The sequence below is a fragment of the Bradyrhizobium neotropicale genome, from assembly GCF_001641695.1.
Lineage (GTDB): Bacteria > Pseudomonadota > Alphaproteobacteria > Rhizobiales > Xanthobacteraceae > Bradyrhizobium > Bradyrhizobium neotropicale.
The window spans coordinates 110,754-129,030 of record NZ_LSEF01000100.1 but is presented as its reverse complement, the minus strand read 5'-3'; the positions used below and the strand labels follow the sequence as shown (position 1 = coordinate 129,030).

Genomic DNA, 18,277 nt, shown 5'->3' with positions numbered 1-18,277 from the left:
CCGCCGATGTCGATCTCGCCGCCGCTGACGGTCTCCAAGCCGGCCACCATGCGGAGCAGCGTCGACTTGCCGCAACCGGAGGGGCCGACCAGCACACAGAACTGGCCGTCGCCGACATCGACGTCGACGCCTTTGATCGCCTCGAAGCCGCCGGGATAGGTCTTGCGGACGCTGCGCAGGGTGACGTTAGCCATGAAAACTCACTTCTCCGTCTCGACGAGGCCGCGCACGAACAATTTCTGCATGACGACGACGACGAACACCGGCGGCAGCATCGCCAGCACGGCGGTCGCCATGACGACCGGCCACTCGGTGAGCGCGTCGGTGGTGGTGATCATCTTGCGGATGCCGACCTGGATGGTCTGCATGTCGTCGCGCGTGGTGATCAGAAGCGGCCAGAGATACTGATTCCAGCCGAGGATGAAGAGGATCACGAACAGCGCGGCCATGTTGGTGCGCGACAGCGGCAGCAGCGTATCCCAGAAGAAGCGGAGGGGCCCGGCGCCGTCGATGCGCGAGGCCTCCAGCAACTCGTCCGGCACCGTCATGAAGAACTGGCGGAACAGGAGCGTTGCGGTGGCCGACGCGATCAGCGGCAGCGACAGGCCGGCATAGCTGTCGAGCATGTGCAGGTCGGCGACGATCTTGTAGGTCGGATAGATGCGCACCTCGACCGGCAGCATCAAGGTGATGAAGATGATCCAGAAGATCGGCATCCGGAACGGAAAGCGGAAATAGACGATCGCATAGGCCGAGATGATCGAGATCGCGATCTTGCCGACGGCGATCAGCAGCGCCATCACCAGCGAGTTGAGCATCATGTTGGCGACGGGCTCGCGGGTCGAGCCGCTCGTGCCGACGAAGATGGTCTGGTAGTAGACCTCGAAGAAGTGCCCGCCCGGCAGGAGCGACATCTGCCCGTTCGCGATCAGCGCGTTGTCCTGGGTGGAGGCGACGATGGCGAGATAGACCGGAAATGCGACGATCGCGATCCCGATCCAGAGGATGACGTGGGCGACATAGCGCCGAAAGCCTTCTTCCTCGACCATCAGTAGGTCACCTTGCGTTCGACGAAGCGGAACTGGATTCCGGTGAGCACGATGACGAGGACCATCAGGATGACCGATTGCGCCGCGGAGCTGCCGAGATTTCCGCCGAGCAGTCCGTCGGTATAGACCTTGTAGACCAGTGTTACTGTCGATGTTCCCGGCCCGCCGCGGGTCATGGTGTCGATGATGCCGAAGGTGTCGAAGAAGGCGTAGACGATGTTGACGACCAGCAGGAAGAAGATGGTCGGCGACAGCAGCGGGAAGGTCACGGTCCAAAATCGCCGCATCGGGCGGGCGCCGTCGATCGCTGCCGCCTCGAGCACGCTCTTGGGGATGCTCTGCAGGCCGGCGAGGAAGAACAGGAAGTTGTAGGAGATCTGCTTCCAGGCGGCGGCGAGGATGACCAGCAGCGCGGCCTGGTTGCCGTCGAGCAGCGGATTCCAGTCGATGCCGCCGGCGCGAAGATAGCGCGAGAGCACGCCGAGCGAGGGATGCAGCATGAAGATCCAGAGCACGCCGACCACGGGTGGGGCGACCGCATAGGGCCAGATCAGCAGCGTGCGGTAGAGTGTCGAGCCGCGCAGCGGCTTGTCAGCCATGACGGCGAGCAGCAGCGCGAAAGACAGCGACAAGATGGCGATCGCGAACGAGAAGAAGAAGGTCCGGACGATCGCCTCGAAATAGGCGGGGTCCTTTAACAACTCGATATAGTTCTCGAACCAGACGAAGCTGGTCGACAGACCGAAGGCGTCCTGGAGCAGGAAGGACTGGATCACCGCCTGCGCGGCCGGCCAGTAGAAAAAGATCAGGACGATCGCGAGTTGCGGCGCAACCAGCGCGTAGGGCAATAGCTTTGACTGGAAAATGGCCTGCTTTTGCATGATGTCAGGAGAGCGGCAGGCCACGCATCCGCGGCCCGCCGCTCATCGCCTCACTTGACCGCGGTCTTTTCGAACTGCCGCAGCATCGTGTTGCCGCGCTCGACGGCAGCGTCCAGCGCCTGTTTGGCGGTCTTCTTGCCGGCCAGCGCCTGCTCGATCTCTTCCGACCAGACGTCACGGAGCTGCACCATGTTGCCGAGGCGCAGGCCGCGGGAATTCTCGGTCGGCTCCTTGTTGGTCAGCTCGAGCAGCGGCGTCTCGAGGTAGGGCTGGTCCTTGTAGAAGCCCTCGGCCTTCGCCTTCTCATAGGCCGCCTTGGTGATCGGCAGATAGCCGGAGGCCTTGTGAATATACACTTGGCGATCGGTGTCCGAGAGGAAGGTCAGGAACTTCGCGACACCCTTGTACTCGTCAGCCGATTTGCCGCCCATGATCCAGAGCGAGGCACCGCCGATGATCGAGTTCTGCGGCGCGCCCTTGACGTCCGGGTAGTAGGGCATCGGCGCCGCCGTGAAGGCGAACTTGGCCTGCGCCTTGATGTTAGCGAACAGCGACGACGAGCTCAGGTAGATCGGGCACTCGCCGGAGGTGAAGCGGCCCTCGCCGGTGTTGGTGCGGCCGGCATAGTCGTAGGTCTTGTCTTTCTGCAGCTCGACCAGGTTCTCGAGATGCTTGACCTGAAGCGGCCCGTTGAACTCCAGCACCGTGTCGAAGCCGTCGAGGCCGTTGGCCTTGGTCGAGAGCGGCACGTTGTGCCAGGCGGAGAGCTGCTCGAGATTGACCCAGGTCACCCAGGAGCCGGAGAAGCCGCAAGTGGTATAACCGGCAGCCTTGAGCTTCTTGGCATCCTCAAAAACTTCCGGCCAGGTCTTCGGCGGCTCGGCGATACCGGCCTTCTTGAGTGCGTCGAGATTGATCCACGTCACGGTGGACGACGAGTTGAAGGGGAACGACAGCATCTCGCCCTTCGAGGTCGAGTAGTAGCCGGTGATCGCGGGCAGGTAGGCCTTGGGGTCGAACTTCTCGCCGGTCTCGGCCATCAGCTTGTAGACCGGTTTGACCGCGCCGGTCGCGGCCATCATGGTTGCGGTGCCGACTTCGAACACCTGCATGATGTGGGGCGCGTTGCCGGCGCGGAAGGCCGCGATGCCGGCGTTCATCGTATCGGGGTAGCTGCCCTTGTAGGTCGGGACGACCTTGTAGTCGCTCTGCGAAGCATTGAAGTCGTTGGCGAGCTTGACGATGACGTCGTTGTTGGCGCCGGTCATCGCGTGCCACCACTGGATTTCAGTCACCGCCAGCGCCGGCGAGGCGGCCATGCCGAACGTGACTGCAACAGCGGCAGCCGCACCAAAATGTCGAAGAGCCATCAAGAAAACCTCCCTTGGGCCGTCAAAAAAGATCGCTTGCGCTAGCAGCGACGTATGACGTTCACATGACTGTGTAAGCGGCCGAAACGAAAGCGGCAAGCGCGGGAAAAGGGAAGCTGTCAAATAGGCGAAGGCGCATCCGGCAGCCGCCGCCGTGCGCGGCGCAGCATTAGGATTGCCGACACGTGCAATGTTGCCGCGAAAGCGGAGTGGGGCCGCAGATTAGCCTCTCCCGCTTGCGGGAGAGGGAGGCGCACTGCCTTTGCGGCTACGCGGGTGCCTATTCCATGAAGCCTAGCGCTTGCGCTCGGGGCCGCAGACCACGCCCTTGGCGACCATCGCGTCGATCTCGGCCTTCGAATATCCGAACTCGCCGAGCACCTCGGCCGAGTGCTGGCTGAATTTCGGCGGCAGGCGGCGCAGGCTCGCCTTGCTGCGGTCGAGCCGGATCGGCGAGGCGACGCCCTTGTACCAGTCCTTCTCGATGACATCGCCGCGGTAGATCGTGTGCGGGTTGGTCAACGCCTGGTCGATCTTCTGCACCGGGCCTGCCGGCAGGCCCGCGGCGAGCAGGCGATTGCAGAGCGGCNACACGGCGGCAAGCTCGGCGCGCAGCGCCTCGCGATTGGCGATGCGGTCCTTGTTGCGGGCAAAGCGCGGATCGGTGCCGAGCTCGGGCTTGCCGATCTCCTTCGCGAGCTTGCGGAAGGTGCCGTCATTGCCGACGCCGATGAAGATGTTGTCGGTCCTGGTCGGGAAGATCGCGTAGGGCACGAGATTGGGATGCTCGTTGCCGGTCAGGCCGGGCGGCTTGCCATGCATGAAATAGTTCGCGGTATGCGGATGCATGATGGCAAGGCCGGTCTCGTACAGCGTGGTCTCCAGGAACTGGCCCTGGCCCGAGCGCTGCCGCTCCGACAGCGCCATCAGGATGCCAATTGCCGCATAGAGGCCGGTGGTGATGTCGACGAGCGGCACGCCGATCCGCATCGGTCCGCTCTCCGGCGAGCCGGTCGCCGCGATCATGCCGGTCATCGCCTGGATGATGGCGTCATAGCCGGGGTTGCCGCCGCGCGGACCGTCGGCGCCGAAGCCGCAGATCCGGCAATGCACGAGGCGCGGGAATTTCTCGCGCAGCACCTCGTTGCCGATGCCCCATTTCTCCAGCGTGCCCGGCTTGAAATTCTCGATCAGGACGTCGGCCGTCTCCAGCATCTTCAGCAGCACGATGCGGCCGCCCTCGGAGGCGAGGTCGAGGCCGATCGAGCGCTTGTTGCGGTTGATGCCGACGAAATAGGCCGCGTCTTCCTCGTGGAAGGGAGGGCCCCATTCGCGCACCTCGTCGCCCGCCGGCGGCTCGACCTTGATGACGTCGGCGCCATGGTCGGCGAGGATCTGGGTGCAGTAGGGACCGCCGAGCACGCGCGTGAGGTCGATGACGCGCAGTCCGCTCATTGCGCCGTTAGCGGATTCGGAAGTCATGGCAGCAACCTTCGCTTCAACCCTGTGTCGATCGTTGATCACAGGCCTAGCGAGGTTCGCTCATGCCGGCAATGGCTTCCCGCGTAGAGGCGTATGCGCCGCGGCTTCGCAATCCCGCAGCGTGGCAAATCGAGGGCGAATCAAACTGGAATGGCCGGCCCGAGGGGGATCTCGGGCCGGCCGATCCGCCGTCGATCAGACGACCTTCAGGCGGACATCGACATTGCCGCGGGTGGCGTTGGAATAGGGGCAGACCTGGTGGGCTTTCTCGACCAGCGCCTCGGCCTCCGCACGGGCAAGGCCCGGCAAGGAAATGGCCAGATCGATGTCGAGGCCGAACCCGCCCTCGGAACGCGGGCCGATGCCGACCGTTGAGGTGACGGAGGTGTCAGCCGGGACCTTCGGGCCGCCCTGCGAGGCCACGAACTTCATCGCGCCGATGAAGCAGGCGGCATAGCCGGCCGCAAAGAGCTGTTCGGGATTGTTGCCGGCGCCACCGCCGCCGCCGAGTTCCTTCGGCGTGGTAAGCTTGACGTCGAGGGCGCCGTCGAGGGTTGCGGCATGGCCATCGCGGCCGCCGGTAGCCTTTGCGCTGGTCTTGTAGAGGACATTCACGGACATCTTCGTCTCCCTGGGGTTCCGGTTGGGGTGCAATCTTTATTGCAAACAATTAGATTGTACGCAATTGAAATTGCGCGGCCTCACATTTAATTGTTCGCAATTGAATGTGCCGCCACCCCGTCCCACAATGCGGGCAAGCGAATCTCCTGAGGCTCACCATGGTTCGGAAACATTCGGCGGCCGATCAGCCGCTGCGGCTCGATAACCAGATCTGCTTTGCGGTCTATTCGGCCGCCCACGCCTTCAATCGGGTCTACAAGCCGCTGCTCGACCGGCTCGGCCTGACCTATCCGCAATATCTGGTGATGCTGGTGCTGTGGGAGCAGGACGATGTGCCGGTGAAGGACATTGGCGAAAAACTGTTCCTGGACTCCGGGACGCTGACGCCGCTGCTGAAGCGGCTCGAGGCGGCCCATTTGGTCCGGCGCACGCGCTCGAGCGAGGACGAACGTCAGGTGCTGATTGCGCTGACGGCGCAGGGGCACGCATTGAAGGACAAGGCGCGCAGCGTCCCGCAGTCGATCCTGGCCGCGTCCGATTGCTCGGTGTCGGAGCTGGTCGGCATGAAGAACGAGATCGTCGCCCTGCGCGACAGGCTCAATGCGGTGATCGGGGAGTAGGGGAGTTTCGTCAGAGCCCGCCGTCGCCCTTCGGGCTGTGGCGGGCAGCCTTCGCTCACTTCGCTACGAGGGACTTCCCGGGCTTGCCCAGCCGAAGCTCGCGAAGCGAGCGAAGGCTGGTGGAGCCAGGCGGGATCGAACCGCCGACCTCTTGCATGCCATGCAAGCGCTCTCCCAGCTGAGCTATGGCCCCTTAACCATCCGACGCGACTTGGGCGACGCGTCGGGAAAGACCCAGAACCACAGTTCTGGAATTATCTCAAGTCTCTTCATCACCTCCGACATCACCAATGATGTCGGTCACGTCCTCATCGCCCTCTTCTTCGTCGGCAATGAAGGTCGAATCATCGTCATCGTCGTCATCGAGGGTCTCGTCGACCTCGATATCCTCCTCCGATTCGGGCACGACCGCCTTGACCTTGCCGGTGTTCTCCTCGGCATCGGCCTCCTCGAGCGAGACCATCTCTTCGGTCTCCGCCGGTTCGGGCGCGGTGTCCTGGGCCATGCTGCGCGCCTCGGCGCCGCGGGTGGCACGCACCGGGGCGAGCGGGGCAATCGGCACCACCTCGCCAGTATAGGGCGAGATCACCGGATTCTTGTTGAGGTCATAGAACTTCTTGCCCGTGGTCGGGCAAATGCGTTTGGTTCCGAGTTCGGACTTGGCCACGGCAGGAATCCTGGGAATGTCTGAAAAGCGGTGCTTCACTTGGCTAGTTGGCGGCCCGCTGTCAATAGCGCATTACAGAAGAAAGACATGCCCGTGACGGGGCTCGGACCATGTGGTACCTGCGCCTGTCCCGCGAAGGGGCACATCCAAGGACACAATCTTGACTCATTCCGACCAACCGCGGCCGCTCCAGTCTCGCGCCAGCGGCGCCCTGACCGGGAAAGTACGGGTGCCCGGAGACAAGTCGATTTCCCACCGCGCGCTGATTCTGGGCGCGCTCAGCGTCGGCGAAACCCGGATTTCCGGCCTCCTCGAGGGCGAAGACGTCCTCAACACCGCCAAATCCATGCAGGCGCTGGGCGCTAAGGTCGAGCGCACGGGCGATTTTGCGTGGAACGTGCGCGGAGTCGGGGTCGCAGGCTTCGCCCAGCCCAACGCGCCGCTCGATTTTGGCAATTCCGGCACCGGTTGCCGGCTGGTGATGGGCGCGGTCGCCGGATGCCCGATTTCCGCGGTGTTCGACGGCGACGCCTCGCTCCGCAGCCGTCCGATGCGCCGGATTCTCGATCCGCTCGAAAAGATGGGTGCCAGGGTGGTTTCCGGCGGTGAGGGCGGCCGCCTGCCACTGACAGTCCAGGGCGCGCGCGATCCTCTGCCGATCACCTACCAGACCCCGGTTGCGTCGGCGCAGATCAAATCGGCCGTGCTGCTCGCGGGCCTGGCTGCGCCGGGCACGACGACGGTGATCGAGAGCGAGGCGAGTCGCGACCATACCGAGCTGATGCTGAAGCATTTTGGTGCCGACATCACCTCGACGACCGAAGGTACTCACGGCCGCCGCATCACCCTCGTCGGGCAACCCGAGCTGCATGGCGCCGAGGTCGTGGTCCCCGCCGATCCATCCTCGGCCGCTTTTCCGATCGTTGCCGCGCTGATCGCCGAAGGTTCCGACGTCGTGCTGACTGATGTCATGACCAATCCGCTGCGCACCGGCCTGTTCACGACGCTGCGCGAAATGGGCGGCTCGATCGAGGAGAGCGAGGTGCGGGGCGATGCCGGCGAGCCGATGGCGCGCTTGCGCGTGCGGGCCTCGAAACTGCGCGGGGTCGACGTGCCGCCGGAGCGCGCACCCTCGATGATCGACGAATATCTGGTGCTGGCGGTGGCGGCGTCGTTCGCCGAGGGCACCACCATCATGCGCGGCCTGCACGAGCTGCGCGTCAAAGAATCCGATCGCTTGGAGGCCACGGCCGACATGCTGCGCGTCAACGGCGTGAAGGTCGAGATTTCCGGCGACGATCTGATCGTCGAAGGCCGCGGCCATGTGCCCGGCGGCGGGCTCGTCGCCACCCATATGGACCATCGCATCGCGATGTCGGCGCTGGTGATGGGCTGCGCAGCGGATCAACCGGTGAAGGTCGACGACACCGCCTTCATCGCCACCAGTTTCCCGGATTTCATTCCGATGATGCGCGCGATCGGCGCGGAGTTTTCATGATTATCGCCATCGACGGACCCGCGGCCTCGGGCAAGGGCACGCTGGGCAAACGCCTCGCCCATCATTACGGCTATCGTCACCTCGATACCGGCGTGATCTATCGCGCGGTTGCCTATGCGCTCATGCAATCAGGCCATGACCTTCGCGACGAGGAGGCCGCGGTCGCCGCCGCGCTGGAGCTCGATCCCGAAAAGTTCGGCAATCCCGTCCTGAAGACCCAGAAGGTCGGCGAAGGCGCCTCCGTCGTCTCCGCGATTCCCAGGGTCCGCGAAGTCCTGGTCAACTTCCAGCGACAATTCGCCGCCGACCCTCCGGGGGCGGTGCTCGACGGCCGCGACATTGGAACCGTGATCTGCCCGGACGCCGATGTGAAGATCTTCGTCATCGCGGACCCCAAGGTCCGCGCCCGCCGCCGCACCATGGAGGCGAAGGCGCGGGGCGAGGAGGCCGACGAGGCGGCAGTGCTGGCCGACATCATCCAGCGCGACGAGCGGGACAAGAACCGGCCGATTGCGCCTCTGAAACCGGCCCCGGATGCTTACTTGCTAGATAACTCCCAACTGGATATAGAAGGCGGCGTCCGGGCCGCCATCGACATTATCGAGGCCGTCCGAGCGGGCCGTCCGCGGGGTTAAGCCGCGGCCGTCATTGGAGGAAGCGCCCGCTCCCGCTCCTTGAGGTCGATACTTCGGTTCCCTGTTTGGGGCCGGCGACATCCAGGCTCCGGATCAAGATTTTCCACGTATCGAACGTGCGGGCCAGGCCGGCCCGCTCCTGCTGTTCTCGGCAAAAGCCGGGACGACGAGCGGTCGCTTGAAGGTTTTGCGGACCTTCCGACACTGCACGCACGATACGCCCTTAAACCCACTGGCCGGCGCGACGTCCGCAACTGGAGAACAAATGGCTTCGATTTCTGCTGATACCTATAGCCCCTCGCGCGATGATTTCGCCGCGATGCTCGACGAGTCCTTTGCCGGCGGCAATTTGCAGGAAAGCTCCGTCGTCAAGGGCAAGGTGGTTGCAATTGAAAAGGACATGGCCGTCATCGACGTCGGCCTGAAGACCGAGGGCCGCGTCGCGCTGCGCGAATTTTCGGGCCCCGGCCGTGAAAGCGATCTCAAGGTCGGCGACGAGGTGGAAGTGTTCCTCGATCGCATCGAAAACGCCCTCGGCGAAGCCGTGCTGTCGCGCGACAAGGCGCGCCGCGAAGAGAGCTGGGGCAAGCTGGAGAAGGCGTTCCAGAACAACGAAAAGGTCAACGGCGTCATCTTCAACCAGGTCAAGGGCGGCTTCACCGTCGACCTCGACGGCGCCGTGGCGTTCCTGCCGCGCTCGCAGGTGGACATCCGTCCGATCCGCGACGTTGCGCCGCTGATGAACAACTCGCAGCCGTTCCAGATCCTGAAGATGGACCGCCGCCGCGGCAACATCGTCGTCTCCCGCCGCACCGTGCTGGAAGAGACACGCGCCGAGCAGCGCCAGGAGCTGGTGCAGAACCTCGAAGAGGGTCAGGTCATCGACGGCGTGGTCAAGAACATCACCGATTACGGTGCGTTCGTTGATCTCGGCGGCATCGACGGCCTGCTGCACGTCACCGATATCGCCTGGCGCCGCGTCAACCACCCGACCGAGGTGCTGTCGATCGGCCAGACCGTGAAGGTCAAGATCATCAAGATCAACCACGAGACGCACCGCATCTCGCTGGGCATGAAGCAGCTCCTGGACGATCCGTGGCAGGGCATCGAAGCCAAGTACCCGCTGGGTGCCCGCTTCACCGGCCGCGTCACCAACATCACCGACTACGGTGCGTTCGTCGAGCTCGAGCCGGGCATCGAAGGCCTGATCCACGTCTCCGAGATGTCGTGGACCAAGAAGAACATGCATCCCGGCAAGATCGTTTCGACTTCGCAGGAAGTCGAAGTGCAGGTGCTGGAAGTCGATTCCGTCAAGCGCCGCATCTCGCTCGGCCTCAAGCAGACCATGCGCAACCCGTGGGAGGTCTTCGTCGAAGGTCACCCGACCGGTTCGGTGGTCGAGGGCGAGGTCAAGAACAAGACCGAGTTCGGTCTGTTCCTGGGTCTCGAGGGCGACGTCGACGGCATGGTCCATCTCTCCGACCTCGACTGGAAGCTTCCGGGCGAGCAGGTGATCGACAACTACAAGAAGGGCGACGTGGTGAAAGCCGTGGTGCTCGATGTGGACGTCGAGAAGGAGCGTATCTCGCTCGGCATCAAGCAGCTCGAAGGCGACCCCTTCGCCGAGCCGGGCGATGTCAAGAAGGGCGCGGTCGTGACCTGCGAAGTGCTCGAAGTGAAGGAGAGCGGCATCGAGGTGAAGATCGCCGGTACCGACTTCACCACCTTCATCAAGCGCTCGGAGCTCGCCCGTGACCGCAACGACCAGCGCGCCGAACGCTTTGCCGTCGGCGAGAAGGTCGATGCCCGCGTGATCCAGTTCGACAAGAAGGCCCGCAAGGTCCAGGTGTCGATCAAGGCGCTCGAAGTCGCCGAAGAGAAGGAAGCCATCGCGCAGTACGGCTCCTCCGATTCGGGTGCGACGCTCGGCGACATTCTCGGCACCGCGCTCAAGAACCGCGGCGAGAACAAGTAAGCGAAACGCTTGCTTCGCAAAGATCAAAGCCCCGGCGATCCGCCGGGGCTTTTTTGCGTCCGTAGCCCGGATGAAGCGTAGCGAAATCCGGGGGCGTTCCGCGATTGAAGGCATCCCGGATTGCGCTGCGCTCCATCCGGGCGACGCGGCTTCCAAAACTCGGTCGTCGTCCCCGCCTTCTACGACGACAGCAAGAAGCCTTCATTTCTTCAAATTGCGCCGCAATTGATGTATCCAGATAATCCAATGGTCACGCCGTGACGGCACAACGCGCCTGACCTTTATTTGGAGATTTTTCGATGTCGCTCGATTCGGACATCATCGTCGATCGGCGCAGGATCCGTCGCAAGCTGACGTTCTGGCGTGTCATGGCCGCGGTGATCGCGGTCGCGGCGATCGCGGGCTTCGCCCTGATCGCAACGCCCGGCGCGCGTGGCACCTTCGCGTCCGCCGGCTCGATCGCGCGGGTGCAGATCGAGGGGCTCATCCGCAGCGACGCCGAGCGCACGCGCGCACTGGAGCGGCTGGAGAATTCACAGGCCGCGGCCGTCATCGTTCACATCAATTCGCCCGGCGGCACCACCGCCGGTTCCGAGCAGCTCTATGATTCGCTGACGCGGCTCAAGGCCAAGAAGCCGCTGGTCGTGGTGGTCGAAGGTCTCGCGGCCTCCGGCGGCTACATCACCGCCATCGCGAGCGACCACATCATCGCCCAGCAGAGCTCGCTGGTCGGTTCGATCGGCGTGCTGTTCCAGTACCCCAATGTCGCCGAGCTGTTGAAGACCCTCGGCGTCAAGGTCGAGGAGGTGAAGTCCTCGCCGCTGAAGGCCGCGCCCAACGGTTTCGAGCCGACCAGCCCCGAAGCGCGCGCCGCGCTCGATGCGCTGGTGAAGGACTCCTACGCCTGGTTCAAGGGACTGGTGAAGGAACGGCGTGGCATGGACGACACGCAGCTCGATAAAGTTGCCGACGGCCGTGTCTTCACTGGTCGGCAGGCGATCGATCTCAAGCTGATCGATCAGCTTGGCGACGAAAAGACGGCCGTGGACTGGCTCGTCGAGCAGAAGGGCGTGAAGAAGGGCCTTTCGGTCCGTGACTATAAGCTGGAGTCCCGCTTCGGCGATCTGTCGCTGTTCAAGGCGACCGCGGTCGTCACGCTCGAAGCGCTTGGATTCGGCTCGATTGCGCACCAGATCGGGCAGACTGGCGTCGTGCAGGCGGTCGATCGGCTCGGAATGGACGGAATGCTGGCCCTTTGGCAGCCGGCAGCGTCGAATTGACGGGAACCAGGCGTGTCCTTTGGGATTTACCCGTTGAACGAGTGCCGTGACAGCCCGCTTTTTTGGTGTTTGTCACGCACTTTCCCATCCGCCATCCCTCATTTAGCGTCTTGACAGTTCAACGTATTTTCACGGAAATGGTTGTCCGCACGCTCCCGGGTCCTATCTCTCGATGATCAAATCCGAACTTGTTCAGCGTATCGCCGAGCACAACCCGCATCTTTACCAGCGGGATGTCGAGAACATTGTGAACGCGATTCTCGAAGAGATCGTCGCGGCCCTTGCGCGCGGTGATCGCGTCGAGCTGCGCGGTTTCGGCGCTTTCTCGGTGAAACACCGCCCGGCACGCGCCGGCCGCAATCCACGTACCGGCGCCCATGTGCCTGTCGACCAGAAGAGCGTTCCGTTCTTCAAGACCGGCAAGGAAATGCGCGAGCGGCTGAACCGCGACGACCCGGATCCCGGTGCCGCCGATTAAAGGCTGTCGTCCGGATTTAACCGAACGGCCGCATGATGGGGCCGTAAGCTTGATTCAAGGCGAGCGATCGCGATGCGAAAGTTTCTGACCGCGCTGGTCGTGATTCCGCTGGGCTTCGTCCTGGTCGACTTCGCCATTGCCAACCGGCACTTCGTCACAGTCTCCTACGATCCCCTGGTTTCGGACGACTCGTCATTGTCGTTCTCGTTGCCGCTGTTCCTGCTCCTGATCGTCGTGGGCGTGCTGGGCGTGGTGGCGGGCGGCTCAGCCGTCTGGCTCGCCCAGGGGCGCTGGCGGCGTGCGGCGCGCCGGAACGAGGCCGAGGCGCGGTCCGCCAGGGCCGAGCTGGCCGACCTGCGCGCGGCCGCGGCTCCGGCAAAGCCCGATCCGCAGCGCCTCCCGGTCCCCACCGGGGCCGGCCTTTACGGCCCCGTCGGGCGAGACAAGCAGCGCGCGACGTTGTAGAAGCGGCCGCAACCGAAAACCCTGTTTTCTGGCCGCGGACGCGCGGCCTCCACCCGTTTTGAGACCATGCCCCTGCTCGTCAAGATCTGCGGCCTGTCAACGCGCGAGACGCTTCAAACGGCGCTCGACGCGGGCGCCGACATGGTGGGGTTCGTGTTCTTTCCGCCGTCGCCGCGGCATCTCTCGCTGGAACTGGGGCGCGATCTCGGCCGGCAGGTGAAACAGCGCGCGCTGAAGGTGGCGCTCACGGTCGATGCCGATGATGCGACGCTCGACAACATCATGGACGCGCTGGCGCCGGACATTTTCCAGCTCCACGGCAAGGAGAGCGTCGCGCGGCTGCGCGACATCAAGCAGCGATTCGGCCGCCCGGTGATGAAGGCCGTGCCGGTCGAGACCGCGGTTGATCTTGCCGCACTGCCCGGCTACGCCGCGGTCGCCGATCGCATCCTGTTCGATGCACGCGCGCCGAAGGACGCCACGCGGCCAGGCGGCTTGGGTGCGCCGTTCGACTGGCATCTGCTCGAAAATCTCAAGCTCGCGCTGCCCTACATGGTCTCGGGCGGCCTGCATGCCCAGAACGTCGCGGACGCCCTGCGCATCACCCGTGCCGGCGGCGTCGACGTGTCCTCCGGCGTCGAGAGCGCCCCCGGCGTCAAGGATCCGGAGCTGATCGAGGCCTTCATTCGCGCCGCGCGCACCACCCAAGAGTTGAGCGTTCGATGAGTATCGCCAAAAATACCGCCAAACCAAATTCCTATCGCAGCGGTCCCGACGAGCGCGGCCATTTCGGCATCTTCGGCGGACGGTTCGTCGCCGAAACCCTGATGCCGCTGATCCTCGACCTGGAGAACGCCTACAACGAGGCCAAGGCGGACGCGGCCTTCCAGGCCGAGATGAACGGCTATCTCAAGCACTATGTCGGCAGGCCCTCGCCGCTCTATTTCGCCGAGCGCCTGACCGAGCATCTCGGCGGCGCAAAAATCTATCTGAAGCGCGAGGAGCTCAACCACACCGGCTCGCACAAGGTGAACAACGTGCTCGGCCAGATCATGCTGGCGCGGCGCATGGGCAAGAAGCGCATCATCGCCGAGACCGGCGCCGGCCAGCACGGCGTCGCGACCGCGACGCTGTGCGCGCGGTTCGGGCTCGAATGCGTGGTCTATATGGGCGCCGTCGACGTCGAGCGGCAGCAGCCCAACGTCATCCGCATGGAGATGCTGGGCGCGAAAGTGTTCCCGGTGCAGTCGGGCACGCGCACGCTGAAGGACGCGATGAACGAGGCGCTGCGCGACTGGGTGACCAACGTGCACAACACCTTCTATTGCATCGGTACGGTGGCGGGGCCGCACCCCTATCCGACGCTGGTGCGCGACTTCCAGTCGGTGATCGGCAACGAGACCAAGGCGCAGATGCAGGAGGTCGAAGGCCGCCTGCCGGATTCGCTGGTCGCCTGTATCGGCGGCGGGTCGAATGCCATGGGTCTGTTCCATCCTTTCCTCGATGACCCTTCCGTCGAGATCTTTGGCGTCGAAGCCGCGGGCCACGGGCTCACGCAGCTGCATGCGGCGTCGATCGCGGGCGGCCGTCCCGGCGTGCTGCATGGCAACCGCACCTATCTTCTGATGGACGAGGACGGCCAGATCCAGGACGCGCATTCGATCTCGGCCGGTCTCGATTATCCCGGCATCGGCCCCGAACATTCCTGGCTGCACGAGATCGGCCGCGTGAACTATCTCTCCGCGACCGATGACGAGGCGCTCGCAGCCTTCCAGCTGCTGTCGCGCCTCGAAGGCATCATCCCTGCACTCGAGCCAGCTCACGCCATCGCCAAGGTGATGGAGCTCGCGCCGAAGCGGCCGAAAGATCACCTGATGGTCGTCAATCTCTCCGGCCGCGGCGACAAAGACGTGCCGCAGGTCGGCGACATCCTGAAGGGCAAGACCAAGTGACCACGCGTATCGACACCCGTTTTGCCGAGCTGAAGAAGGCGGGCCGCTCGGCCTTCGTGACCTTCCTGATGGCCGGCGATCCAGATCCGGCAACCTCGCTCGAGATCATCAAGGCGCTGCCGAAGGCGGGCGCCGATGTGATCGAGATCGGCATGCCCTTCACCGATCCGATGGCCGACGGCCCGTCGATCCAGGCAGCGGGCCTGCGCGCGCTGAAGGCCGGCATGACGCTGAAGAAGACGCTCGATCTGGTGCGCGGCTTCCGCAAGGACGACAATGCGACGCCGATCGTGCTGATGGGCTACTACAATCCGATCTACATCTACGGCGTCGACAAGTTTCTCGCCGATGCCAAGACCGCCGGCGTCGACGGTCTCATCATCGTCGACCTGCCGCCGGAGGAAGACGACGAGCTCTGTCTGCCCGCGATGAAGGCCGGCCTCAACTTCATTCGCCTGGCGACGCCGACCACCGACGACAAGCGCCTGCCGGCCGTGCTCGCCAACACTTCGGGCTTTGTCTACTACGTCTCGATCACCGGCATCACCGGTGCAGCGGCCGCGGACTCCACGGCCGTGAGCGAGGCGGTTGCCCGCATCAAGCGGCACACCAAGCTGCCGGTCTGCGTCGGCTTCGGCATTCGTACGCCGGAAGCTGCTCGCGCCATCGCTTCGCATGCCAACGGTGCGGTCGTCGGCACCGCGCTGGTCGATGCACTCAAGAACAGCCTCGATGCCGAGGGGCGGGCGACCAGCAAGACCGTTAACGCCGTTGCCGAGCTGACGGCATCCCTGGCCCAGGGCGTCAGGGGCGCGCAGCAGGCGGCGGAATAGGCCATAATTCCGCTCGCAAGGCGGACGACACGGCGGCTTGCCGGGAAATGCCCCGGCCGCCATATATCCCATCAGGCGATCCCGGAGCGGGAATCGCTAATCGGAGCAAACCATGAACTGGCTTACCAATGTGGTCCGGCCGAAGATCCGCAACATGCTGCGGCGGGAGACGCCGGAGAATCTGTGGATCAAGTGTCCGGATTCCGGGCAGCTCGTGTTCTACAAGGACGTCGAGGCCAACCAGTTCGTCATCCCCGGCTCGAACTACCACATGCGCATGGGCGCGGTGGCGCGGTTGAAGTCGATCTTCGACAACGAGACCTGGTTCGACGTGGCGTTGCCCGAGGTTACCCCCGATCCGCTCAAGTTCCGCGACGAGAAGAAGTATGTCGATCGCATCAAGGATGCGCGTGCGCGCACCAATTTGAACGACGCGATCAAGGTCGGCTACGGCAAGCTTGAAGGCGCGGCCGTCGTCGTCGCCGTGCAGGATTTCGATTTCATGGGCGGCTCGCTCGGCATGGCCGCAGGCGAAGCCATCGTGCGCGGGCTCGAGCTCGCGGTCGAGAAGAAGTCGCCCTTCATCGTGTTCGCCGCGAGCGGTGGCGCACGGATGCAGGAAGGCATTCTATCACTGATGCAGATGCCGCGCACGACCGTCGCCGTGCAGATGCTCCGCGAGGCAAAGCAGCCCTATATCGTCGTGCTGACCAACCCCACCACCGGCGGCGTCACGGCATCCTATGCGATGCTCGGCGACGTGCAGATTGCCGAGCCCGGCGCGCTGATCGGCTTTGCCGGTGCGCGCGTGATCGAGCAGACGATCCGCGAAAAGCTCCCCGAGGGCTTCCAGCGCGCCGAGTATCTCAAGGAGCACGGCATGGTTGACATGGTCGTGCACCGCCATGACCTCCGTCCGACGCTCGCGCGGCTCTGCCGCCTGCTGACGAAATCGCCGGCGCCGGAGACTGCATCGAAGCCGACGCAGCCGGTGGTAAGCCCGGCGCAGATTGTATCGGCCCCCGAGGTGGCGCCGGCCGCGCCGCACGCGTGAACGCCTCCGCCGACAGCGCGAAGCCGTCGCTCGGTGAACTGATCGGGCGGCTTTCGGCCCTGCATCAGAAACGCATCGATCTCGGCCTCGAGCGGATGCACCGTCTGCTCGAGCGGCTCGGCCATCCCGAGCGCAAGCTGCCGCCGGTGATCCACATCGCCGGCACCAATGGCAAGGGTTCGACGCTTGCCTATCTGCGCGCGATGCTGGAGGCCGCAGGCCTGCGCGTCCACGCCTATACCTCGCCGTATCTCGTGCGCATCAATGAATGCTTCCGGCTCGGCCGCCTCAGCGGCGGCGTGTTCGTTGGCGATGACGAATTGCGCGCCGCGCTCGAAGAGGTCGAGCGCGTCAATGCCGGCGAGGCCGCAACGGTCTTCGAGCTGAAGACTGCCGCCGCTTTCCATCTGTTCGCGCAGAATCCGGCCGATGTCGTGCTGCTCGAAGTCGGCCTCGGCGGCCGGCTCGACTCGACCAACGTCGTCGATGCGCCCGCGGCCTGCGTGATCACGCCGATCAGCATGGATCACATGGATTTCCTTGGGCCTACCCTGGCCTCGATTGCCGCCGAGAAAGCCGCGATCATCAAGCGCGGCGTGCCCGTGGTGTGCGCCGAGCAGTCGCCGGAGGCGATGGCCGTGATCGAGGCGCAAGCCAAGCGCATGCGTGCGCCGCTGTTTGCCGCCGGCGAAAGTTGGCACGTGAATGTCGAGCATGGGCGGCTGGTCTATTCCGACGATCGCGGTCTGATGGATCTGGCGGCGCCGCGCCTGTTCGGCCGCCACCAGTTCGACAATGCCGGCCTTGCGATCGCGACGCTGCGTGCCACCAACGCGTTCAAGATCAATCATGCCGCGTTCGAAGCCGGCATCGTCGGCGCCGAATGGCCGGCGCGGATGCAGCGCATCACCTCGGGCGAGCTGCTCGGCTGGGGACCGCAGGGGTCGGAGATCTGGCTCGATGGCGGGCACAATGCCGAGGGCGGGCGCGTCGCGGCCGCCGCGCTCGGCGATCTCGAGGAGCGGGTGTCGCGGCCTCTGGTCGTCATCGCCGGCATGATGGCCAACAAGGACGCGCAGGGTTTTCTTGCTAATTTCGCCGGCCTCACCCGGCACATCATCGCGGTGCCGATCCCGGACACCGAGAACGCGATGCCGGTCGATCGCCTCGCCGATGCCGCGCGCAGCTTCGGCATGCGCGTCGAGATCGCGCCGGGCATCGAGGCCGCGCTGCGCGCGTTGTCCCGACTCGCCTATGAGGTGCCGCCGCGCATCCTGATCACCGGCTCGCTCTATCTCGCCGGCCACGTGCTCGCCATCAACGGCACGCCTCCTGCATAGCCTCTCGCGTCCCGGACGCGGCGCGGCATGAAATGACGCGACGCAGGGCCGGGACCCAGGGGCCGCATGGGCCCCGG

The 18,277-nt window shown here is 64.5% G+C and carries 19 protein-coding genes, 1 tRNA gene and 1 pseudogene; 12 read left to right on the top strand and 9 right to left on the bottom strand.

From position 1 onward, the window contains the following. The 7 genes and pseudogenes from AXW67_RS44525 to AXW67_RS34025 all read right to left on the bottom strand — a co-directional run. Window positions 1-194: ATP-binding cassette domain-containing protein (locus AXW67_RS44525; protein WP_245315804.1), on the bottom strand; the 194-nt coding region annotated here is incomplete at its 3' end. Window positions 195-200: 6 nt separating this feature from the next. After that, window positions 201-1,049: a sn-glycerol-3-phosphate ABC transporter permease UgpE gene (gene ugpE, locus AXW67_RS34045; protein WP_027550083.1), complete on the bottom strand. Its 849-nt coding sequence runs from the start codon at window positions 1,047-1,049 to the stop codon at window positions 201-203. Beyond that, entirely contained in the window at window positions 1,049-1,930 is an 882-nt protein-coding gene (ugpA, locus tag AXW67_RS34040) for a sn-glycerol-3-phosphate ABC transporter permease UgpA (RefSeq protein WP_027550082.1), read from the bottom strand. Before ugpA ends, ugpE begins: the two co-directional genes overlap by 1 nt. A 50-nt stretch (window positions 1,931-1,980) precedes the next feature. Beyond that, window positions 1,981-3,300, bottom strand: a complete 1,320-nt coding sequence (gene ugpB / locus AXW67_RS34035; protein WP_063681443.1) for a sn-glycerol-3-phosphate ABC transporter substrate-binding protein UgpB — start codon at window positions 3,298-3,300, stop codon at window positions 1,981-1,983. A 294-nt stretch (window positions 3,301-3,594) separates the two neighbouring features. Beyond that, window positions 3,595-3,889, bottom strand: a pseudogene (locus AXW67_RS44520) (CoA transferase); the annotation flags it as partial. Window position 3,890: 1 nt separating this feature from the next. Beyond that, window positions 3,891-4,782, bottom strand: an 892-nt coding sequence (locus AXW67_RS34030) for a CaiB/BaiF CoA transferase family protein (RefSeq protein WP_245315803.1), incomplete at its 3' end; no start/stop codon positions are given. Window positions 4,783-4,977: 195 nt separating this feature from the next. Continuing rightward, window positions 4,978-5,403, bottom strand: coding sequence for an organic hydroperoxide resistance protein (locus AXW67_RS34025; protein ID WP_027550079.1), 426 nt, complete (start codon window positions 5,401-5,403; stop codon window positions 4,978-4,980). Window positions 5,404-5,561: 158 nt separating this feature from the next. Here AXW67_RS34025 and AXW67_RS34020 point away from each other — a divergent pair, with 158 nt between their 5' ends. Beyond that, complete coding sequence (locus tag AXW67_RS34020) at window positions 5,562-6,023, top strand: MarR family winged helix-turn-helix transcriptional regulator (protein ID WP_063681441.1); 462 nt, start codon at window positions 5,562-5,564, stop codon at window positions 6,021-6,023. A 117-nt stretch (window positions 6,024-6,140) separates the two neighbouring features. On the opposite strand, the gene AXW67_RS34015 is transcribed toward AXW67_RS34020, so the two are convergent. Both AXW67_RS34015 and AXW67_RS34010 read right to left on the bottom strand, forming a co-directional pair. Next, a tRNA-Ala gene (locus tag AXW67_RS34015) sits at window positions 6,141-6,216 on the bottom strand. Between the two features lie 66 nt (window positions 6,217-6,282). Next, window positions 6,283-6,690, bottom strand: coding sequence for a TIGR02300 family protein (locus tag AXW67_RS34010; protein ID WP_063681440.1), 408 nt, complete (start codon window positions 6,688-6,690; stop codon window positions 6,283-6,285). Between the two features lie 160 nt (window positions 6,691-6,850). On the opposite strand from AXW67_RS34010, the gene aroA reads away from it, so the two are divergent. The 11 genes from aroA to AXW67_RS33955 all read left to right on the top strand — a co-directional run bounded on the left by aroA (window position 6,851) and on the right by AXW67_RS33955 (window position 18,200). After that, the gene (gene aroA, locus AXW67_RS34005; protein ID WP_063681439.1) at window positions 6,851-8,188 is read left to right on the top strand and encodes a 3-phosphoshikimate 1-carboxyvinyltransferase; all 1,338 of its coding nucleotides are present in this window, start codon (window positions 6,851-6,853) and stop codon (window positions 8,186-8,188) included. Continuing rightward, window positions 8,185-8,823 carry a (d)CMP kinase gene (cmk, locus tag AXW67_RS34000; protein ID WP_027550075.1) on the top strand — a complete coding sequence of 213 codons (639 nt, stop codon included), beginning with the start codon at window positions 8,185-8,187 and terminating at the stop codon, window positions 8,821-8,823. The genes aroA and cmk overlap by 4 nt, the downstream gene beginning before the upstream one ends. Window positions 8,824-9,088: 265 nt before the next feature. After that, window positions 9,089-10,798: a 30S ribosomal protein S1 gene (gene rpsA / locus AXW67_RS33995; RefSeq protein ID WP_027550074.1), complete on the top strand. Its 1,710-nt coding sequence runs from the start codon at window positions 9,089-9,091 to the stop codon at window positions 10,796-10,798. 299 nt (window positions 10,799-11,097) lie between these two features. After that, a complete protein-coding gene (gene sppA / locus AXW67_RS33990; RefSeq protein ID WP_027550073.1) occupies window positions 11,098-12,078 on the top strand; it encodes a signal peptide peptidase SppA in 981 nt (326 codons plus the stop codon). A 172-nt stretch (window positions 12,079-12,250) separates the two neighbouring features. After that, entirely contained in the window at window positions 12,251-12,556 is a 306-nt protein-coding gene (gene ihfB, locus AXW67_RS33985) for an integration host factor subunit beta (RefSeq protein ID WP_027550072.1), read from the top strand. A gap of 72 nt (window positions 12,557-12,628) precedes the next feature. Further along, window positions 12,629-13,021 (top strand): lipopolysaccharide assembly protein LapA domain-containing protein, encoded by a 393-nt coding sequence (locus AXW67_RS33980; protein WP_063681438.1) that lies wholly within the window; start codon window positions 12,629-12,631, stop codon window positions 13,019-13,021. Between the two features lie 66 nt (window positions 13,022-13,087). After that, a complete protein-coding gene (locus AXW67_RS33975) occupies window positions 13,088-13,747 on the top strand; it encodes a phosphoribosylanthranilate isomerase (RefSeq protein ID WP_063681437.1) in 660 nt (219 codons plus the stop codon). Continuing rightward, window positions 13,744-14,973, top strand: coding sequence for a tryptophan synthase subunit beta (trpB, locus tag AXW67_RS33970; protein ID WP_063681436.1), 1,230 nt, complete (start codon window positions 13,744-13,746; stop codon window positions 14,971-14,973). The genes AXW67_RS33975 and trpB overlap by 4 nt, the downstream gene beginning before the upstream one ends. Beyond that, complete coding sequence (gene trpA / locus AXW67_RS33965) at window positions 14,970-15,806, top strand: tryptophan synthase subunit alpha (protein WP_063681435.1); 837 nt, start codon at window positions 14,970-14,972, stop codon at window positions 15,804-15,806. Before trpB ends, trpA begins: the two co-directional genes overlap by 4 nt. 112 nt (window positions 15,807-15,918) lie before the next feature. After that, entirely contained in the window at window positions 15,919-16,860 is a 942-nt protein-coding gene (gene accD, locus AXW67_RS33960; RefSeq protein ID WP_063681434.1) for an acetyl-CoA carboxylase, carboxyltransferase subunit beta, read from the top strand. Continuing rightward, window positions 16,857-18,200, top strand: a complete 1,344-nt coding sequence (locus AXW67_RS33955) for a bifunctional folylpolyglutamate synthase/dihydrofolate synthase (protein WP_063681433.1) — start codon at window positions 16,857-16,859, stop codon at window positions 18,198-18,200. Before accD ends, AXW67_RS33955 begins: the two co-directional genes overlap by 4 nt. The last annotated feature ends 77 nt before the right edge of the window (window positions 18,201-18,277 follow it).